General features: G+C 50.4%; 15 protein-coding genes. 6 read left to right on the top strand and 9 right to left on the bottom strand.

Annotated elements, in window-relative coordinates:
- Window positions 1-120: 120 nt before the first annotated feature.
- The 3 genes from ACZ5ZZ_RS14215 to ACZ5ZZ_RS14205 all read right to left on the bottom strand — a co-directional run bounded on the left by ACZ5ZZ_RS14215 (window position 121) and on the right by ACZ5ZZ_RS14205 (window position 4472).
- Window positions 121-3027 carry a tail fiber domain-containing protein gene (locus ACZ5ZZ_RS14215; RefSeq protein ID WP_464131928.1) on the bottom strand — a complete coding sequence of 969 codons (2907 nt, stop codon included), beginning with the start codon at window positions 3025-3027 and terminating at the stop codon, window positions 121-123.
- Window positions 3024-3593: a hypothetical protein gene (locus ACZ5ZZ_RS14210; protein WP_464131926.1), complete on the bottom strand. Its 570-nt coding sequence runs from the start codon at window positions 3591-3593 to the stop codon at window positions 3024-3026. The genes ACZ5ZZ_RS14215 and ACZ5ZZ_RS14210 overlap by 4 nt, the downstream gene beginning before the upstream one ends.
- 120 nt (window positions 3594-3713) lie before the next feature.
- Complete coding sequence (locus tag ACZ5ZZ_RS14205; protein WP_464118352.1) at window positions 3714-4472, bottom strand: hypothetical protein; 759 nt, start codon at window positions 4470-4472, stop codon at window positions 3714-3716.
- A 195-nt stretch (window positions 4473-4667) separates the two neighbouring features.
- Between ACZ5ZZ_RS14205 and ACZ5ZZ_RS14200 the strand changes: the two genes are divergently transcribed.
- The 4 genes from ACZ5ZZ_RS14200 (at window position 4668) to ACZ5ZZ_RS14185 (ending at window position 10512) form a co-directional block, all read left to right on the top strand.
- Window positions 4668-5216 (top strand): NUDIX domain-containing protein, encoded by a 549-nt coding sequence (locus ACZ5ZZ_RS14200; RefSeq protein WP_464131924.1) that lies wholly within the window; start codon window positions 4668-4670, stop codon window positions 5214-5216.
- Window positions 5217-5235: 19 nt separating this feature from the next.
- A complete protein-coding gene (acnA, locus tag ACZ5ZZ_RS14195; RefSeq protein WP_464139980.1) occupies window positions 5236-7920 on the top strand; it encodes an aconitate hydratase AcnA in 2685 nt (894 codons plus the stop codon).
- Between the two features lie 139 nt (window positions 7921-8059).
- Window positions 8060-9550: a methyl-accepting chemotaxis protein gene (locus ACZ5ZZ_RS14190; protein ID WP_464139978.1), complete on the top strand. Its 1491-nt coding sequence runs from the start codon at window positions 8060-8062 to the stop codon at window positions 9548-9550.
- A gap of 155 nt (window positions 9551-9705) precedes the next feature.
- Window positions 9706-10512 (top strand): L,D-transpeptidase, encoded by an 807-nt coding sequence (locus ACZ5ZZ_RS14185; RefSeq protein ID WP_464118348.1) that lies wholly within the window; start codon window positions 9706-9708, stop codon window positions 10510-10512.
- Here ACZ5ZZ_RS14185 and ACZ5ZZ_RS14180 read toward each other — a convergent pair.
- The 6 genes from ACZ5ZZ_RS14180 to ACZ5ZZ_RS14155 all read right to left on the bottom strand — a co-directional run bounded on the left by ACZ5ZZ_RS14180 (window position 10509) and on the right by ACZ5ZZ_RS14155 (window position 19409).
- A complete protein-coding gene (locus ACZ5ZZ_RS14180; RefSeq protein ID WP_464139976.1) occupies window positions 10509-12602 on the bottom strand; it encodes a S9 family peptidase in 2094 nt (697 codons plus the stop codon). The two genes, ACZ5ZZ_RS14185 and ACZ5ZZ_RS14180, sit on opposite strands and share 4 nt — an antisense overlap.
- A 48-nt stretch (window positions 12603-12650) precedes the next feature.
- Window positions 12651-13592, bottom strand: coding sequence for an NmrA family NAD(P)-binding protein (locus ACZ5ZZ_RS14175; RefSeq protein WP_464139974.1), 942 nt, complete (start codon window positions 13590-13592; stop codon window positions 12651-12653).
- A gap of 76 nt (window positions 13593-13668) precedes the next feature.
- On the bottom strand, window positions 13669-15372 hold the full coding sequence (recN, locus tag ACZ5ZZ_RS14170; RefSeq protein WP_464139972.1) for a DNA repair protein RecN: 1704 nt from the start codon (window positions 15370-15372) through the stop codon (window positions 13669-13671).
- Between the two features lie 20 nt (window positions 15373-15392).
- A complete protein-coding gene (locus ACZ5ZZ_RS14165) occupies window positions 15393-16304 on the bottom strand; it encodes an NAD(+)/NADH kinase (protein ID WP_464118344.1) in 912 nt (303 codons plus the stop codon).
- The gene (locus ACZ5ZZ_RS14160; RefSeq protein ID WP_464131912.1) at window positions 16304-18343 is read right to left on the bottom strand and encodes a M3 family metallopeptidase; all 2040 of its coding nucleotides are present in this window, start codon (window positions 18341-18343) and stop codon (window positions 16304-16306) included. Before ACZ5ZZ_RS14160 ends, ACZ5ZZ_RS14165 begins: the two co-directional genes overlap by 1 nt.
- 460 nt (window positions 18344-18803) lie before the next feature.
- Window positions 18804-19409, bottom strand: coding sequence for a hypothetical protein (locus tag ACZ5ZZ_RS14155; protein ID WP_464118342.1), 606 nt, complete (start codon window positions 19407-19409; stop codon window positions 18804-18806).
- Between the two features lie 272 nt (window positions 19410-19681).
- Between ACZ5ZZ_RS14155 and ACZ5ZZ_RS14150 the strand changes: the two genes are divergently transcribed.
- Window positions 19682-20197 carry a hypothetical protein gene (locus ACZ5ZZ_RS14150; RefSeq protein ID WP_464118340.1) on the top strand — a complete coding sequence of 172 codons (516 nt, stop codon included), beginning with the start codon at window positions 19682-19684 and terminating at the stop codon, window positions 20195-20197.
- A gap of 3 nt (window positions 20198-20200) precedes the next feature.
- Entirely contained in the window at window positions 20201-20956 is a 756-nt protein-coding gene (locus ACZ5ZZ_RS14145; protein ID WP_464139970.1) for a hypothetical protein, read from the top strand.
- Window positions 20957-20965: the final 9 nt, after the last annotated feature.

Genomic DNA, 20965 nt, shown 5'->3' with positions numbered 1-20965 from the left:
TTGTCATCGTACGTACCTCGACAGTCAGATACCTATAAGTTTAACAAAAATGTAAGAAGTGTGGAGAAAAGCGTGGCCCTCGTTTTACATTGAGACACAAGAGCGGTTTCGCTTTGGGAATTACTGAAGGCCCAATTTGGCTTTAATCAGCTCAAGATCTTTTTTGAGACTTTGATTTTCTTCCTCGAGCTTTCGGATGCGTTGATCTTTTTCCGCGGCCTCTGTTTCCAAGGAAGCAACGCGACGGTTGATACTTTGGATTTGTTCCTCAGAGGCTTTGCACATGCCATGCAGTTCCTGCACGGCGTTCACTGTGGCCCAGTGAATCGGGTCCACATTCAGTTCCAGATAGCCACGCGAATTAGTGCGAACGGCATCGGGGATGACCTTTTGAACTTCCTGGGCGATAAATCCTGTCAGCGGTTGATCCGCCGGCAGTTTCATTGGATTGTCCTTTTTGTAGTGATAGCGAACAGTGCGAAGTTGCAGGATTTCATTTAGACCATATTCAAACTGACCATCAACATCTTTCAGTCTCTGGTCTGAAGCCATGGTCCACGCCGTGCTGGAACTTAAAGCAGCAGTTCCTGTGACCTGCAGAGTGTAAAGTGGGTTTGGCGTTGCGATACCAACATTGCCACTGGCGCGGTCAATAGTCATGGCTGAGCCCAGAACAGATCCGGCATCACTGTGACGCAGAATCGACAGATTAGATCCGGCGTTGGAACCGGTCTCAAGGTTGGCATCTACCATAATAGTCCAGCGTTTCAGGCCAGACTTCTTCATTATCAGAGATGGATTGTAATTGGTGGCGGTAGTGTCGACGGCGATACCGCCGGTGCTGTTTGAAATAAACTGAGCGACTTCGCCAGAGCCAGCGACCGTCAAAAGCGCACTGGGAGCTCCGGTGCCGATACCCACACGGCCGGTTTCATCCAAAGTCATACGGGTGGCATTGTTCGTTTTAAAGCTCATAGGCTGGTTGTCATTTGTGCCAATGTTAATTGGAGCAGTAAAGCTGTTGCCGCCATTCAAAAGAAGGCCAGCCCCGGTATAGGTTGTACATCCCGGAACGTTTGAGGCATTGAAGGTGATGATCTGCCCCAGGGCGCAACTGAACTCGGCGAGTGCGTCGCCAGTGCCATTAGCCATCAGCAGCTTATTTGCCGCCAGTGTCGTTACGCCTGTTCCACCCTTGCTGACCGGTACGGTGCTGGGGAAAGTTGATGGATTGGCGGAGATGACCCCAGCGGAAACATTCAGACCGGATCCAACCTGAACCACACCTTTGGCGCTGGTCGTGGCGTCGTTGATACTGATCGTAGGGTTTGTTGTCGAGTTCAACACTTGCACAGGGCCACTGCCATTGACAGAAGTGACCGTGCCCCCGGAGCCCGCAGGTATCTGACAGGCGAAACCTGTGGCCGTCCAAGTGGGGACTTGTCCGGCGGTTGAACACACGAAGTTGAAGAACTTTCCAGCGTTATCGACAAACATCATGCCTGAAGTTGCCGCGTTGGTTCCGCCAAAGTTCAGATCGGCCTTAAGAATTGTGCTGTCCAGAATTTTTCCGGTTGTCACGGCATTGGAGGAAATTGTGGCAGCCACAGAGCCAGCACCTGAAGCTGTGACATCACCTGTAAGACTTGTGATTCCCGCACCGGCAGAGCCCAGCGCCACCGCGGCCGAACCATTCCAGTACTTAATCTGATTTGAGGTGGAATTGTACCAGCTGTAACCCACGTGCACCGCGCTCAGGGAGCCGGTCAGAGTGGTTTCTTGTGCATCGGTATAAGTTCCCAGGCGCAAGGTTTTTTGCGAGCTCATGACGATGTGGCCGGTATTGACCAGGTCGTTACTGCCCATATTCAGGGCACCACTCATCACGTCACCGGTTTTCATGACGGCGTCCGTGATTCCGTATCCAGCAATCGTCGTCGGTTTGCCCGAAGTGATTTTGCTCCAGTCCAGATTCGGGATATCCCCAGACACCAAAGAGGCAGAGCCTGAAGTCACACGACCCTTGGAGTCGGTCACAACTTTAAAATAGGTCCCGGCAGTATTGACCGAGTTCAGAGTCAGGGTCCCGACATTGCTCAGAGTGGCATCCCCACTCACAGAAACGGCGGTGGCCACGCCGCCATTGCCGACAAAAACTTTTCCGTCAGCCAGAGTTTTATCCATCTTATTGCTGAAGGTTGTCCAGTCACTGGCCGTCAGATAGCCGCCGGAAGTCCCATTGGCTGCCGGCATGGAGATCTCCGGAGTGGTGGTTCCGTTGTTGACCACCAACGGCGACAGGGCCGTCACACTGGTCACGGAGCCCGCACCACCGGAGGCACTGATCGTGATCGAACCCGGACCGTTGGTGATGTTGATACCTGCTCCTGCTGTCAATGTGGATGGACTGAAGCCGGTGCCGTTGCCGATCAGAATCTGTCCGTTCCCTGCAGGGGCGGAATACAAAGTAAGAAGTGAGTCTAAAATGGAATAGCGGCTGAAGATATTCTCAGCTCGGCTTTGTGAAATATTCGCGCTGGTTTGAACAAAGTCGCTGGCTCTTTTGTCTTCCAGGCGGGCGGCATTGATTGCAAAGGGAACATTGTTGATGACGATATCCGGAGTCAAGGTGGTGGCACCGACCTGCACTCGCAGTCGGCGTTGTGCGTAGGATCCAGAGAAACTTGTCGTGCCGCCGGAGGTGCAGGTTGCCGAGCCGCTGACCGCAAAAATGCGATCGGCCGTATTGTTGGTGGAATCCGTGCGTGTGCCACTGCCGACAATCACACTGAATTCGCCCTGACCACCCGGGACGACGTTGTGAGTTTCCTCGTACATGGTGCATGTGCTGTCGCCAGTTGTGATTTGCAAAGTCACCGTTTGCGGGGAGGTGATGGGTGTGCCGGCCGTGTCCGTCAGCAGGCCTTCATAGACAAACATTGCTCCCGCAGAGGGCGAAGCCGCCTGGGCGGCCGCTGGCAAAAGCAAAGAACTTAAAAAAGCAAAGATTCTGCCTAGGGATGTCATTCAGTGATTCTCCCTTGGATGCGGAAGTTTCCACCCGTGGCAACATGCTGGGATGAGGTGCGCAGACGGCTTTTCAGTCGCAGGCCCGAGCCATTTTGCTCGGTCGCAGATCCGACAAGCATGTCCTGACTGCGCGAGGTGGAAGGTGTGTACTGGATTTCAACTTCCTTGTAGAAATAGTGACCGGGACGAGGCTGTGCGCGGAACTTCACCTTCAACGTCTGACCGGAGGTGATGTTCATCGTATTCCAAGGGGCTTTGAGGTTGGAAAGCTGAACCTGGAACTTTCCGTCTTTACAGGAACTCGCCGCGGAGTTGTCATAGGCGGACGGAGACAACCAGGTGGCTCCGCCGTCCAGACTCATTTCGATGGTGTTCACATACTGTGCACAGCGGGCTTGTATCGGTACGGAGGTGAGGCTGGAAGTAACAATCGATTGAGGATTGAACGTCAGATCATCCAAGGCGCGCAGAACCTGCACTTGCGGATTGCTGTCAGAGCATCCTGCAAGTATCAGCCAGAGGAATCCTAAAATAGCGATTTTACTGACGTACCTTGTGCGCATCTTATTCAAATTATCGGAATAAAGGAGGGGGGACTAAAGTCTCAAAGCGGGAATAAAAAAAGGGTCTCGGTTAAAGAGACCCTAGGGTGTGTCGAGTACTGATTTAAGACGAATTTCTTACTAGAAGTTCATGGTATAGCCGATCAGGCCCTGAACTCCAGACATGGTTGTTGCCAAGTCCTTGCCATCGCGTTCAACTTCGGAACTGCCACCACACTGACTGACGCCCGGAATATCGTTGGCCGCCGCACAGTTGCCTCCGGTGGTCAGATTGCGTTCGATCGGCATATATCGAAGATTGCCCTCTACAGTCAGACAATGGGATTCGGTAAAGCAGAAGTCCACGCCGATACCACCCATGGCCCCAAAGGCGCTTCCTTTGAAATCCAGGTTTTTTGTGCCAGCAGTGATTTCACCATTCAGACTTCCGTAACCCAGGCCTGTCTGCATATAGAACTTGATGAAAGAGTTTTCCAGCGCATAGATACGGAAGATAGGGAACACGGTGTAACCGGTCAGCTTGTAGTCATAACTGCCGTCATTGCCCTTACCTTCTGTGGTCTGAGTGAAATAAGAGGGACGGAAGACAAAGGCGTACATGGTGCTGCTGAAGCGATAAGACCAGTTGGCATAAAACTCCCAAGCACTTCCCAGATCCTTGGTGTCGGCCGCTGCCGCGCTGGCCCCGGCAGCATCAATCAAAGAATTCATGTCATTCTGTCCGGCCGAAACAGTTGAAAGACCGATTCCCAAAGACATGTCGCCCGAAAGGCTTGGGCCACGGCTGGAGCGTCTTTGTGCGTTGGCGTCTTGAACTGAGATAACGGACACAGCAATGACGGTGGACAAAAACAGTCCCACCTTATTCAAGGCTCTCATAGGGATCCTCCTGATCTGACTTCTAAAATTCATCTTATCCAACTGAATCTTGTACAGATTTATTCTATACAAGACTCGTGTATTCAACAGCTATGAGCAATGTTGATTATACACCTTTTGGACAAAGGACGGGACCATCTTTAGTCCAGTCACTATTATTGAGACAACAATGTCCCTGTATGAGATTCTGTGTTTATGAAGCATTTGGAAGAAAAAACTCTCTCATCAAAACAAATTTTTAAAGGACGTTATCTGAAAATCGAACAGGACCAGGTGCAGGCTCCTGACGGCAGAACGTACACCCGCGAATATATTTTGCACCCGGGCGCGGCCATGATGATTCCATTATTGGCAAATGGAAATGTCGTGATGATTCATCAGTACCGTCATGCTGTGAAGCAAGTCTTCATGGAGTTCCCTGCTGGCAAACGTGATCACGGCGAAGAAACCCTGCTGACGGCAAAACGGGAGCTGTTGGAAGAAACCGGTTATGAAGCCAAAGAGTGGAAGTTCCTGACCACAATTCATCCGGTGATTGGATACTCTAATGAACACATCGACTTGTATCTGGCAAAAGATCTTGTGCAATTGGAACAACGCCTGGATCAAGGGGAATTTATTGAGGTTGTCGAAGTAAAACCAGCAGACTTGATGCGCCTGGTTTTCGAGGGAAAAGTCAGTGATGTGAAAACCCAGATCGGGGCTTTTTGGCTTGATAAATTTTTAAGAGGAGAGTGGAATTGAGAGGCGGAAGGAGCCTCTCATGTTCATTCAATCCAAAGACAGTTTTAAGACAAAGTCGCAGCTTCAGGTGGGCTCACAGAGCTACACGATTTTCAATCCTCATAAAATTCACCATCACAATTTGAAAAAAATCCCGGTGTCACTGAAGGTTCTTTTGGAGAATCTTCTGCGCCACGAGGACGGGCTGCATGTCAGTAAAGAGGACATTGATTCTCTGCTAAGCCTGAGCAAAGAGTCCTTGAGCCGTGAGATCTCCTTTTTCCCTGCACGAGTTCTGATGCAGGACTTCACTGGCGTTCCGGCAGTGGTGGATCTTGCAGCCATGCGCGATGCGATGAAAGCTCTGGGCGGTGATCCGAAAAAAATCAATCCTCTGGTGCCGGTGGATCTGGTCATTGATCACTCGGTGATGGTCGATTCCTTTGCCTCTCCGAAATCCTTTGATGAAAACGTCAAGATGGAGTTTGAGCGTAATCACGAGCGCTATGTTTTCCTAAAATGGGGACAGCAGGCATTCCAAAACTTCAAGGTGGTTCCGCCAGGCACAGGGATTTGCCATCAGGTGAATCTGGAGTACCTGGGAAAAACCGTTTGGTCTGAAAATGGTTTGAACGGTCACGCGGCCTTTCCGGATACGTTGGTGGGAACGGACAGTCACACCACAATGATCAATGGTCTGGCTGTGTTGGGCTGGGGAGTCGGGGGAATTGAGGCGGAAGCGGTGATGCTGGGACAGCCTTTAAGCATGCTGATCCCGGAAGTGGTCGGCTTCCGTCTTGAAGGTAAAATGAAGGAAGGCACAACGGCAACGGATCTGGTTCTGACAATCACACAAATGCTTCGAAAAAAAGGTGTGGTTGGTAAATTTGTCGAGTTCTATGGGCCGGGCCTGGCTTCCATGTCCTTGGCGGATCGTGCGACGATTGCCAACATGGCGCCGGAATACGGTGCGACCTGTGGCTTCTTCCCGGTGGACGAACAGACGATCAAGTATTTGAAACTGTCCGGACGTGACTCAGCAACGATCGCACTGGTGGAGGCGTATGCCAAGGAAACCGGTTTGTGGCGTTCGGAAGAGGCGGAACAACACTATCATTTCAACGACACTTTACATCTGGATATGTCAACGGTTGAGCCTTCATTGGCAGGACCCAAGCGTCCTCAGGATCGTGTGGTGCTGGATCAGGCGGCCCAGGATTTTTCCAAGCAGCTGATCACGGGCTTCCAGGTGCCGGCGGATAAGGCATCGAAAGCGGCTTCGGCGGTGACAGTGGATTCTCAGGCCTATTCCCTGGGGCATGGGGACGTGGTGATTGCCGCAATCACGAGCTGCACCAACACGTCCAATCCTTCGGTGATGATTGGTGCGGGTTTGGTGGCCAAGAAAGCCGTGGAAAAAGGTTTGAAAGTGAAACCGTGGGTGAAGACGTCTTTGGCGCCGGGATCCCAGGTGGTGACGGATTATCTGGAACGTTCGGGTCTGCAAACTTATCTGGATCAGTTGGGCTTTAACCTTGTGGGTTATGGCTGCACCACTTGTATTGGCAACTCTGGTCCTTTGGAAGCACCCATTGCTCACGCGGTGGAAAAAGGAAATCTGGTGGTGGCATCGGTTCTTTCCGGCAACCGAAATTTCGAAGGCCGCATTAATCCCCATGTGAAAGCCAATTATCTGGCCTCCCCGATGCTGGTGGTGGCGCATGCTCTGGCGGGTAATATGATGATTGATATTTCCAAAGATCCGTTAGGTAAGGATTCTGCCGGGAATCCGGTTTACCTGAAAGACATCTGGCCAAGCTCTCAGGAAATTCAAGACACCATCAACAAGACAGTGGAAACGAAGATGTTTGATGTGCGCTACGGAAATGTCTTTGCCGGAACGGAAGACTGGCAGAAGATCAACACGACCGCCTCACAAACCTATTCCTGGGAAAAAAGCACGTACATCAAAAATCCTCCGTACTTTGAGGGGATGAGCAGAAGCCCGGAAAAACTTCATGACGTCACAGGGGCTCGGGCCCTGGCTATTTTGGGAGACTCTATCACCACGGATCATATTTCTCCGGCGGGCAGTATTAAGAAGGATTCTCCGGCAGGACGGTATCTGACTTCTCATGGGGTGCAGCCTCATGACTTCAACTCCTACGGTTCGCGCCGTGGTAATGATGAGGTGATGGTGCGCGGAACTTTTGCCAATATTCGTATCAAAAACGAAATGCTGGCCGGGGTGGAAGGTGGCATGACCAAGTATCTGCCAAGTGGCGAAACACTGGCGATCTATGATGCGGCAGTAAAGTATCAGGCTGATGGCACACCATTGGTGGTGATCGCCGGGAAAGAGTACGGCACAGGATCTTCCCGTGACTGGGCAGCTAAGGGAACTCGTCTGCTGGGGGTGAAAGCGGTGATCGCAGAAAGCTTTGAGCGCATTCACCGTTCCAACCTGATTGGGATGGGGGTGTTGCCGTTGCAGTTCCATACGGGCACGGATCGCAAAACCCTGCACCTGGATGGTACAGAGACGTTTGACATCCGCGGAATTGAAACAGGGATGAAACCACAGCAGGATGTGAAGGTGACGATCCATCGCGCCGACGGCAGTCACGAAGATATTCAAGTTCGTTCACGCATCGATACCGCGGTGGAGCTTGAGTACTTCAAAAATGGAGGCATTCTCCATTATGTTCTACGGAAATTGGTCTAGAGATTTTTGCTCTGGATCGCCCGAAAGAAGGAGAGACTTCTCCACTCTCCTTCCAAATTTAAAAAAATTGTAATCTGGACTCTATGTTAAATTCCAGTCAAGGCCGAAAAGTAAATCGGATCACAGGGGGATCCGGTTTATGGACAGTCTTACTAGTTGGTTTCATGGCATTAGAGGTAAACTTCTTTTCGCAGCAGCGTTGCCCATCGTCGCATTTATCATGGTTGGATTCATCTCGGTTCGCGGTGTGACCGAGATGAATGAGCTTCTGCGTAGTTCTCATAAAGATATCATTCCGAATATTTTGGTCATTGGCGATTTGAGAATGAGCAGGAATGTCTTTGCTTTCAATATCTTCTCGGCCATCACCAAAGCCAAAGAGGGCAAGGCCTTTGATAAAGAGATGGAAGCCGCTATTCAGGGGTTGGAAAGCTATAAAAAGGATTTCAAGGAATATTCCTCAACTACCTTTCAACCTGAAGAAGCCCGCTTGTATGAGGGGGTTAAGGAAAAGTTCCCGCAGCTCATAAAGGATATGGAAAAGGTCGTGACACTGGTGAAGACCAAGGAGCCGGCCAACTTGAGCGCTGCTGAGGCGATTTTGCAGGGCGAATTCAGCACCCTGAGTGCTACACTGGGGGCCTTCACGACACAGGCTTTGAAGATCTATCAGGCCAAAGCGCACACGGAGGGGGCTTGGGCGGAAGAAGCCGTGGCATCAGTGAAGTGGTGGAATATCCTGACGACGATCATTGGGAATGTGTTGATCTCTGCCACACTGATTTTGATTGCGGCTCGCATCTCCAGCTCGATCTCTGCAATTTCCTCCAAACTGACAGATGCCAGTCATCATGTCGCCAGTGCGGTGTCGCAAATGACCGGTGCAGGAAATAGTTTATCCCAATCCTCCACTGAAGCAGCCGCGTCTTTGGAAGAAACCGTGGCATCTTTGGAAGAGTTGTCTTCGATGGTGCAGATGAATTCTGATAATGCCAAGCAGGCGGCAAGTCTGTCGGCATCTTCGCGATTAGTTGCGGAAAAAGGACAGGAGGAAATCACTCGTCTGATTGCCTCGATGGAAGAGATTTCTAAATCCTCCCGAAAAATCGGAGAGATCATCAACGTTATTGACGACATTGCCTTTCAGACAAATCTTCTGGCTTTAAATGCGGCTGTTGAAGCAGCCCGGGCCGGAGAACAGGGTAAAGGATTTGCAGTTGTAGCTGAGGCAGTACGCTCTTTGGCGCAAAGAAGTGCATTGGCTGCAAAGGATATCAGTCTGCTGATAAAAGAATCTGTTGTTCAGGTTGAGCAGGGAAGTCAGATTGCCTCTGAAAGTGGTGTGGTTTTAGATAATATCGTGATGTCGGTGAAAAAGGTCGCGGATTTAAATAATGAAATCGCCACCGCCAGCAGCGAACAAACTGCCGGTATTCAGCAAATTAGCAAAGCGATGAACCAATTAGATCAAGCCTCACAAAGCAACGCTGCTTCGGCGGAAGAGATTGCTGCCACAAGCGCAGAGATCGACGATATGGCGGTGACCTCGCAGCGATTGACTGTGGACTTGAATGAGGTGATCCACGGCAAGGGGCGAACCCAGCAAGTTGCAGGGCTGAATGCGGCTTGAACGCGGTCCTGTCGAACTTTTAGTCAATTTGACAAAACAGGGGGGTGGACAGCCCCCTTGTTCTATTGAAATGCTCCAGGTTGTCAGTCACTGTCTCAAAATGTGGCAAAGTATTTGCTGGGAAGACTTCGTTCTATAAAAGAAACGGAGTGTATATGAAGAACGTTCTTAAATACGGTGCCGTGGCAGCCGTCATGATCATCAGCCAAACGGCTTCGGCCTCGTTCTGGGGAAAAGTAAAAAACCAGTTCAATGACTGTAAGTATTCCGATCAGGAATACAGTCAGACGTATGCCTACGAAAAAATGGTCACACCTCGCTTGACCGAACATCTGGGCAGTCAGGAATTCTCCGAAAACGATTTCTATTCCAAGCCCTGGATGCGCGATTTTCGCTATGTGATCGTGATCAATAAATCTGACCGGGGCCGCACCGCCCAGACGATGCGCGTTTATGAATATGGCCGCCAGATTATCAACAGCAAAGTGTCCACGGGTCGTGAAAGCCTGGAACTGAAACGTAAGAACAAGGTTTGTACCGGTGCTCCGGCAAAATCCTACTGGTCTCAGACTCCGACAGGGTACTTCACTCCGAAGTTCCTTTCCAAGGATCACGTTTCCAGTTCTTGGGACTCTTCAATGCCGTTTGCGATCTTCTATGATGTTGATAACGGTCTTGCGTTGCACGAGGTTTACAGAAAGTACACTGACTATCTTGGCAGCCGTGCTTCCGGCGGATGCACTCGTCAGGATGGCAAAACCGCTGAAGAGCTGTTTAAGCGTGTCGAGGCCACTGAAGGCGCCACCATCCCTGAAATCAATCCGGACGGAACTCCGGTGCTGAATGAAGATGGCAGCGTGAGATATATCAACAAACAATACTGGACAAATCAAAGAACGGGCGAAGTTGTGAAGTTCAACACGTTCAGTGCTTTGATCATCGTTCAGGATGTTCGGGACTAATTTTTAGTCCCGTTCACCATTAGTATAAACGCATACTCCGTGGCCGTTTCTTTCAAACTGTCGAAGCGGCCCGAAGCTCCTCCATGACCGGATTCCATATCCGTCTTCAGAAGAATCATCGAAGTCCCCTTATTGTGCTCTCTTAGTTTAGGAACCCATTTTGCGGGCTCCCAGTATTGCACCTGGGAATCGTGGAACCCTGTGGTCACCAGAACGTTCGGATAAGCCTGTTCTTTCACATTGTCGTAGGGGGAGTATTTGCGAATGTATTCGTAGTCTTCCTTCACGTTTGGATTTCCCCACTGATCATATTCACTGGTGGTCAGGGGAATGCTTTCATCCAGCATTGTGGAGATCACATCCACGAACGGAACCTGCGCGACGATGCCTTTGTAAAGATCCGGGCGCAGATTCATTACGGCTCCCATCAAAAGTCCCCCGGCGCTGCCACCCATGGCAAACGTGTGCTCAGGCTTTGCGTAGCCATCTTTGATCAATGCTTCTGTGACGTCGATAAAGTCAAAGAAGGTATTCATCTTGTTGTGGGTACGCCCCTGATCATACCAATGGCGGCCCATTTCAGAGCCCCCACGGATGTGTGCCTTGGCGAAGACAAAACCACGATCCACCAGGCTGAAAACAGAACTGCTAAACCACGGGTCCATATTGGCGCCATAAGAGCCATAGCCGTAAACCAGCATGGAACCGGAAGAATCTTTTTTGAAGTCCTTCTTCATGATCAGGGATACGGGCACCTTTGTGCCGTCGCGAACAGTTAGGAATACACGCTCAGTTTTATAAAGTTCCGGATTGTAGTTCGGAACCTCTTTAGTCTTTTTTAAAACCTGCTCTTTGGTTTTGACGTTTAGATCGTAAACGGAATCAGGCAGACGCATGGATTCATAGTTGTAGCGCAGCCAGTCCGTGTCGTATTCACGATTATCGCCGACAGAGGCCAGGTAGCTTGGGTCTGCAAATGTCAGCTCGTAAGGATTTTGAGCATCGCGGTCTGCAATGCGAACCTGAGTCAGACCGTTTTTACGCTCGTCCAGGGCGATGAAGTTCTTAAAGACCGTCACACTTTCCAGATAGACATCCTTGCGATGAGGAATCAGCTCTTTCCAGTGCTTCTCTTCGGTGTGCGCGGGATCCGCCACCATCAGTTTATAGTTGGGCGCATTCTTGTTTGAAATAATATAGAACTTATCACCGCCGTCTGTGACGGAGTACTCGTGGGCGCGCTCGCGGGGATTGAAGACTTTGAATTTGTCCTGCGGTTTATCTGCCGGAAGGAACTGCACTTCGGTGGTCAGAGTGCTGTAAGAGGCAATATAGATGTATTTCTCGGACAGGGCTTTATACACGTACACACTGAAGGTGTCGTCTTTTTCGTGATAGACCAGATCCTTCTTGTGGGTTTTAAGATTGTAGCGATAGATCTTTTCCGTTCGCAGAGTTTCCGGATGCTGCTCGGAATAGAAGATCGTTTCGTTGTCATTGGCCCAAGCCAGATTGCCTGTGACGTTTTCAATTTTCTCGGGCAGCGTTTTTCCGGTCTTGAGATCTTTGAAGTAGATCGTGTAGAAACGGCGACCCACGGTGTCCACAGCAAAGGCCATCATCTGCTGATTAGGACTCATGCGGGGACCGGTAGAGCTGAAGAAGCTGTGGCCCTTGGCAAGTTCGGGAACGTTGATCAGGATTTCTTCCGGACCTTGAGGGCTGCCTTTGTGGCGGGTGTGCAGGGGATACTGCTGACCGACCTCATAGCGAGCGGAATAGTAGTATTCACCATCTTTAGCCGGAACGAAGGATTCGTCTTCTTTGACACGGCCTTTGAGTTCCTGGAAGATTTTTTCCTCCAGCTCTTTGGCTGGCTTCATCATGGATTCTGTATAGGCATTTTCTTTTTTCAGATAATCGACGACTTTTGGATTTTCGCGCTCGCGCAACCAGAAATAATCATCCATGCGGATGTCACCGTGCTTGGAAAGTTGTGTGGTGATTTTTTCAGGCTTTGGATAATCAAGATAGTTTTTGTGCATGCAGGATACTCCCAGAAGAACAATAAGATAGACACTTCTTTTCATTCAAAAAAGCTATCATTGTCTTCCGGGAGTGGGAAGCATTTGCCGCTGTTAAGGTCTAGCCTCTCCTGACGGAGACGGTCTGGATTTTCGCAGGTCCTCTTTCCCGGCCGCACGATTGTAGGCATCCAGGAATGTGGTGCGTGCGAACTCCTCTATCGAGGTCGCCGTCGTGTTCTTTTTGTCCCTTTGAACGGTGCCACTGATGGTGCCATTCCCCAGGGATGTGCCCAGTTCGATGAAGGCATCGGCCCAATCCTCTGTCATGCCGGCCCCAATCAGATAATTGCGCATTTCAGCGGAAGGGACTTCGACATACTCCAGGTCTGGTTTGTTAATGGCTCTTCCCAGGGCTTTCATGACATCCAGATGATTGATCTCCCGTTCCCCCAGAAGGTATTCGACGTTGTGACCTTTGAAGTCCGGATTCATCAAAAGAAAAGACGCCCGTGCGGCAATGTCCCGCGTGGCGATCATGGAGATGGGAACTTCGGCAGGAATGATTCCGAAATAACGGTTCATGGAAAGAATACTGGGGATTCCTGCCAAGAGGTTTTCCATAAAATAGGCGGGGCGCAGGTGAACAATGTCGGCATGGGTGATGGCATTCAGACGCTCTTCCTGATCATGCAGGCCCAATACCGGTCCGGTGCCGCTTTCAAGATCTGCCCCGATGCTTGATAGATTGACGACTTTTTTGACGCCAGCTTCTTCGATGGCTTCGGCAATCACTTCGCCGAATTTATTTTGATAAAACCGCACTTCTTTCGCGGACATGTTTGGAGGTATCATCGTAAAGATGGCGGAGCATCCGCGCATGCAATCCATCAGGAAGCCGACTTCGTTGGCATCACCTTGCGCCAGCTCCGCACCACGAAAGGCCTCTTTGTTGGGGAAATGGCGGGCCACGCAGCGGACTTTTTGCCCATTGGCCAGCAGATGTGCGGTGATCTTAGAGCCAATATTGCCCGTGGCTCCCATAACGAGAATCATAAAAAAACCTCCTTGTTAGAAACCCATGGTAACTGGGAGACAAGGAGGTTCTGAACTTACAATTAGGAAAGGACTTCTAGCGGCTGGATTTCGCGTCAGTCAGCAGTTGTTCTGCGTGGGCCAGAGATGTCTTGGAGATCTTCTCGCCACTGATAAGGCGGGCGATCTCCTGGACACGGTCTTTTTGTTTGAGTTCTGACACAACCATGCTGACGGAATCCTTTTGCGGGGACTTCTGAATAAAGAAGTGGATATCCCCGAAAGCTGCCACCTGTGGAAGATGAGTCACACAGACGACTTGCTGTCCTTTGGCAATAGTGCGTAGCTTACGACCCACTTTTTCTGCGGTTTCGCCGGAAACACCCGTATCGACCTCGTCAAACAGGTAAGTGCGGGGTTGATTGCTGGATCCCACCACACGCTTCAAAGACAACAGAATGCGGCTCAGCTCACCCCCAGAGGCAAACTTCGCCAACGGACGTTTGGCGTCTTTGGCCGAGGTTTGGCTGAGGAATTCCACATCGCTCATCCCTGTGGATGCCAGCTCCTGCAGTTTTTCCGTCATGACATGGAAGGTGACGCCTTTCATGTTCAGATCCAGAAGTTCCGCATTCACGCTGTCCGCCAGAAGTTCGGCTCCTTTTTGACGGCGTTTGTGCAGTTCCGCGCCCAGGGTTTCTAGTTCTTTCAGAAGAACCGCGGCTTCTTTTTTCAAAGACTCCACTTTGGATTCAGAGTTTTGCAGGTTGGAGATTTCAATTTCCATCTCCATCAAAGCTTTCAGAATATCGTCGACGGTGGGGCCGTACTTTTTCTGCAACTTGCGCAGATCGCTCAAGCGGCCTTCGGCTTCTTCCAGACGCTGAGGATCGGCATCAATCTTATTTGCATACTGGCGCAGGTCATAGATGCTTTCATCAATCAAGGTCTTGGCTTGTTCCAGGTTTTCTAGCTTCGCCGCAATCTGCGGGTCCACGCTGGAAAGCTCCAGACCTTTTTTAAGGATGGCATTCAAACGGCTGATGGCGGAATCGTCGTCATTGTACAAAGCGGCTTCAGCCTGATCCACGAAAGAACCGATGCGGTTGGAGTTTTTGAGTTTTTTAACTTCGACTTCCAGCTCAACATCTTCGCCCGGGGACAGATCCAGGTTGGCGATTTCATCGCGCTGATAAGTCAAAAAATCCAGACGCTGGGCTTTTTGTTTTGCATCACTTTCCAGCTTTTTGATTTCTGCAAAGATCGCATGATAGCGATTGAATTTTTCAGTGAAAAGCAGACGCTTGTCCCAGGTGCCCGCGTATTGATCCAAAAGATCCAGATGATAGTGCTTGGACATCAGATTGCGGTTTTCATGCTGACCGGTCATTTCAATCAGCGGGGCGGAATGTCCGGCCAGCTCCACCATGGGTGCCACGATGTCACGCAAGCTGTTTAAAGTGCTTAAGCTGCCGTTCAGGTAAACCTTGGATTTGTCACCAGCGCTCAGGATGCGACGAACGATCAAAGTGTTTTCATCCGCCTCGATACCCATATCGTGCAACATCTTTTGAATGTCCGGACGGGATGAGATATCAAAAGAACCCTCGATGGTGGCTTGTGTGGCCCCGGTGCGAATGGTGTCGCTGGAGCCTTTGCCGCCCATAAGCAGGGACAGGCTTTTTAACAAGACGGATTTACCGGCACCGGTTTCACCGCTCATGATGTTTAGCCCCTCTTTGAAAGAGATGTGCAGACTGTCGATAATTGCAAAATTGGATACCTTCAACTCAAGTAACATAATCTTTGTTTCCTATAAGATCAGTTTCGATCGCCGAACTTTAATTTTTCACGCAGCAAATGGAAGTAGTTGTGATTGGGTTCACGAACCATCCAGTGATCGTAGCAGGAGCGACTGACCACCACTTCGTCTTCCGCGGTGATTTCAGTCACTTTTTGTCCATCCACGATAAAGTGCGCCTTTTGGGTTTTACCTTCCAGCTTAAATGAAAGCTCTTTTTCATCCGGGAAGATCAAAGGGCGCGAGGTCAGACTGTGCGGCGCCACCGGGGTCACGATAAACACCGGCGATTCAGGATGGCAAATAGGGCCACCTGCCGCAAGGTTATAAGCCGTGGATCCCGAAGGGCTGGCGACGATAAAACCGTCGGCCTTCACCTGACTGACCAGGAACTTTTCAGAATAAATAGCAGTGTTGATCAATTGAGACATCGAGCCTCTTTCGATCACCATGTCGTTCAGGGCGTGGTGCTCTTCACGCACTTTCCCTTTGCGCAGAATTTTCGCAAAGATCATAGAGCGCGGACGCTGCACCATTTTCCCGTCCAGAGTCTTTTCGATGATCTCAAAGCAGGAATCGGCATTGTGGGCGGTCAGGAAACCCAAGGAGCCCATGTTAAAGCCCAGAATAGGAACACTGCGGCCTTCTAGCAGGCGCACGGCACGCAGGTAAGTCCCGTCACCGCCAAGCACGATGACCAGCTTCAGGTCATCCATGTGCTTTTTGGTTTTTGCCGCCTTCGTGCCTGCGACGACTTTTTGATCGGGGCAGGTGAAGACGTCAAAGCCGCGTTCTTTCAAAAACTCCGCAACCTTCTTAGCCAAAGAGACCGCAAGTGCTGTCTCCAGGCGATAGACCAAACCAATGCTGCCGTTTTCCTTCAGAATCAGTTTGCTCTGTTTGGTGTCTTTGTTCATCGAACTCTTCTTCATTAAATCAATCCATCACGACGCAACAGAGCGTTTGGATCCGGCTCACGACCGCGGAATTTCTTGTACAACTCCATCGGGTGCTCGGTGCCGCCGCGGCTCAGAACATTGTCTTTGAACTTCTTGGCCACTTCCTGATTGAACAGGCCTTGCTCCTTGAAGTACTCAAAGGCATCTGCATCCAGAACCTCTGCCCATTTGTAGGAATAGTATCCGGCAGAGTAGCCACCTGCAAAGATGTGCCCGAAGCTGCAAGAAGAATTCGCGCCGTCCACCTTAGGGAACAGACGGGTTTCGGCCGTCGCCAGTTCCTCGAAGGAGTCCACGTCCTTGATGGTTGCAGGATCTGTGGAGTGCCAAGCCATATCCATCAAACCGAATTGCAACTGACGGCAGGACATGTAGCCGGCCTGGAACTTTTGCGAGCGTTTCAGTTTCTCGATCAATTCCGCAGGCATTGGCTGGTTGGTTTCATAGTGACGGGCAAAGATATCCAAGCCCTCTTTTTCTCCGACCCAGTTTTCCATGATCTGGGAAGGCAGTTCCACGAAGTCCCAGTAAACGTTCGTGCCGCTCAAAGAAGGGTACGTGCACTCAGACAACATTCCGTGCAAAGCATGACCGAATTCATGGAACAAAGTGCGAACTTCGTCATAAGTCAAAAGGGAAGGCTTAGTCGGAGTCGGCTGCGTGAAGTTGCACACGATGCTCACGTGTGGACGCTTCATTTCACCTTCGATCAGGCCCTGACTGCGGAACTGAGTCATCCATGCGCCACCTTTTTTGGTCTCGCGTGGGAAGAAGTCCGTATAGAACAGACCCATGTATTTGCCGGAAGCGTCTTCATAGATTTCGTAAGCTTTCACTTCCGGGTGGTAAACGGGGATGTCCTTGTTTTCTTTGAAAGTCAGGCCATAGAGTTTCTTCGCGTGAGCAAAAACACCTTCCACCACGTTTTCAAGTTTGAAGTACGGGCGCAGGTCCTCTTCATTGAAGGCGTATTTTTCCTCTTTCAATTTTTCAGAGTAATAAGCCACGTCCCAAGGTTTGATCTCGGTCAAGCCGTCCAGTTTGGCCGCGAACTCTGTCAGTTCCTGCACGTCTTTCATTCCGGCGTTTTTAGAGGCCGCCAAAAGTTTGTTCAGGAATTGCATGACAGTTTCAGGGCTCTTCGCCATACGCTCGGCCAGAACGAAATCAGCGTGTGTGCTGAAGCTCAGGATTTTTGCGCGTTTGTTACGAAGCTCAACAATTTTCAGAACGTTGGCCTGGTTGTCGAACTCGCCCTTGAAGGCTTTGGAAGAAAACGCCCGCCACATTTTTTCACGAAGCGCACGGTTTTTCGCATAAGTCATGAACGGAAGGTAAGAAGGGATCTGCAGGTTGAAGAACCATTTGCCTTCGTGACCTTTGGCTTTGGCCTGGGCCGCAGCGCCTTCCAGAATACCTTCTGGCAAACCGTCGACGTCTTCTTTTTTGTCCAGAATCATTTCAAAAGAGTTGGTCGCTTTCAAAACATTCTCAGAGAACTTGGGTCCAAGAACGGAAAGTTCCTGATCGATCTGACGAAGAGTTTCCTTGTCGGTCTCGTTCAGCAAAGCGCCGTTGCGAGTGAAGGACAGGTAGGTTTTTTCCAAAAGGCGGTTTTGTTCGCCGTTCAGATTCAAAGTCGCACGTTTGTCGTAAACCGCTTTCACGCGATTGAAGACTTCAGCGTCCAAAGAAATATCAGAAGCCAGAGCCGTCAACTTTGGATAAATGTCTTTGGCCAAAGCCTGCAAAGCCTCATCCGCATGAGCCACTTCCAGGTTGCTGTAGATCGTGGAAATCTGATCCGCCAGCAGGGAAGCGGCCTCTAGGGCCACAATCGTATTTTCAAAATCAGGAGCCGCAGGATTGGCTTTGATCTTTGCCACATTGTCCTTGGCAATTTTGATCGCTTCTTCTACAGCCGGGACGTAGTGCTCCACTTTGATCAGATCAAAGGGCACAGCCTGGTCTTTGTTTGTGAAGGGTTTTAAGAGAGGATTTGTCGTATTCATAGGAACCTCCAAAGAGTGATAAAACACCCCTCTTTTTTTCCATGAAAACAGAGCGAAATAAAGGGAAAACCACGGATTAAAAAATGACTCAACAGGGCACCACCGACCAGCCCAAAAAGCAGTACTTTAAAGGCTTTTACGGCCATCCTTTGGTACTGCCATCCACATAGCAAACACGCGCCACTGAAGGCTCTTTTTGAGTGGCTCTTACGAGAAACAAGCCTGAGGGGGAAGGGAGGGGCTCCTTAGATGGGGCCTCCGGCCCAGGGATGGTCGCGAAGCGAGTGCCGGCAGAGGGCAGGAGCCCGTGCCCCAGCTAAGGAGCCCCTCCCTTCCCCCTCAGGCGTCGTCCTTGGGAAGATTCAAAAAAGAAAGGGCCCTCAGTGGTTTTACCTTCTGAGGGCCCATGATGTTGCGGCGTATTATTCCGTAAGAACGGTCGAGAGTCCGCCGCGGCTCTCTAGTTTTTTACACAGACGCCCAAGTTTGAGCCAGCAATCACTTGGCGGCAGGTCGCCCCTGTGTCGCAAGAATTGGCCTGGCTCAGAATGCAGCTGCGGGTCAGGTTCTGGGAGCAAGAACCGAAGCTGTTGGGTGCCGATGGAATATTGGAATACTGAGGGAAGTTCGTCGCCACCTGTGGTGCGGCTGGAACGTAACTCCAGATGTAACCATAGGTGTAGCCATTGGAGTAAGACCAATAGAACAACTGTCCTGGTGGGTTGTCATAGATCAGGTTCTGTTGGATACAGCCCAGGCCCATCGTTCCGTTGTAAGTCGGAAGATAACCGTGAGGGCATCCGCAGAAACCTTGATTGATGAAAACGTTATTGTAGTTGAAACCGTAATTGTAGCCGTAGCCATAGCCGTTGATGTACGGGAAGTTATAAGGCTGGAAGCCCTGATAGTACCCATAGGCATTCGTATTACAGTTCGATGTTCCATTGATACAGTTCAGTTGCAACGGAGTTGTGGCCGTTGTTTGATTGCCGCCGCCGCCATCTTTGTCGGGTTGGCAGGCAGCCAAAGCGAAAACGGTGAAAAGTAAATAAATGAGCCTTTTCATAAAGCACTCCCAAAAGTTAAAAAATTCTTCAACATGGATCTGTATTCCAAGTTTCGTGCCTTCTTTTGAGAAACTCAGGTGCCATATATTCGTCCTTAACCCCAGACTTTACAAAAAGCTGCCCAAAATCGTCACTCGGCGCCCCAAAAGGTTCGGACTTACTTTTGGCTGCACACTTGCTCTGTCAAAAGTAAGTCCGAACTGAGTTTGGGGGTTGGCAGACGGCTTGTTCCCCTTTAGGCTTAGAGGGTGATGATCGAAAGGAGTCGACCATGATAAAGTACATTGGATGTGTAATGGCTCTGCTTTTGGCTGTTCCTGGCCAGGCAGCGATTTCTTCTAAAAATACAAAACCTGTCGCGACAAAAATTCTTAGCGGCGAGGGAGCCAGCTACGGTGGTTTGGCTGGCAGTGCATTTACTTTGATGGATGTGCGCCGAACTGCAGACGCGAAAAAGAAAGTCGAGCGTTTGGTCTTTGATGTCGGTGATATGAACGGGGCTCCTTTGAAGGGTTGGCCCGGATATTATTATGCCGAACTGAAAAAGAATCCTCAGCGTCTGGTGATCGACTTTGCACAAATGCCTCGCTCTAATGTGGACCAAAACAGACTGGCCGCGATTATGAAATCTTCATTGGCAGTTTCCCGCACCCAGATGAGTCTGGACCCGGTGGACGGTTCTTTGAACCTGACGATGGATCTGAAGAAAAACACCAAAGTGCGTGTTTATCAGGTGGCTGGTAAAAAAAGCACCAGCAAAGTCGTTATTGATTTGATCACGGAGTAGGAAGTGAAAGTGCACTTCCTGCTCTCTGCAGCTCTGATTTTGACGGCAACCTCGGCACAGGCCCGGGTTTTCAACATCAACAAAGAATCCTTCGCAGCTTATTTCGGTGTCGGTGCCGGAGGTTCTCAGGTGGGGACTGCGGCTTTGGATAATGAGGCCTCTGCTTCTGTCAGTTACAGCGGAACGGTGAACTACAATTACGCGGGCGAGTTCGGGTTTATTTATTCCCGGCCGGCGGCCAGTTTGCGCTTTGGATTTGAAGTTTTAAAGCCTACAAATCTGGAAGGTTCCCGTGCGGAAAATGCCGGGACCGAGCTGTACAGTGCCAACAGTGAAATTCTGGGATATGCACCAAAGCTGGCTCTGGAGTTGAACCTGCACGGGAACAACACCTCTCGCTCTTTTGTTTCCGTCGGTGTGGGCAGCGCCAGTATCACCCTGAAAAATGACTATACTTTGACCGCCGCCGGTCAGGCCGCCTATCCGGGTGTCACGGATCATGGGATCGAGGCCAAGGGTTCTGCAACGATGCTGAATGCTTCGTTGGGGTATGAAGGTTTGTTGACAGACACGACCACGATTGTGGTGGAGTTCGGTTATCGTCAACTGAATATCGACAATCTGGAATACACCAAATCCGTCACAACATTCAAAGGCCCCGTCAACAGTGGCGATAAAGTCACGGATGCTTCCGGCGACAGCCGGGACTTGAATCTTTCTGGCGGCTATATCACTCTGGGTTTCCGTTTTTATCTTTAAAGGAGTCAG

The sequence above is a fragment of the Bdellovibrio sp. HM001 genome (assembly GCF_055397275.1).
This window is presented reverse-complemented; position numbering and strand designations above follow the sequence as displayed.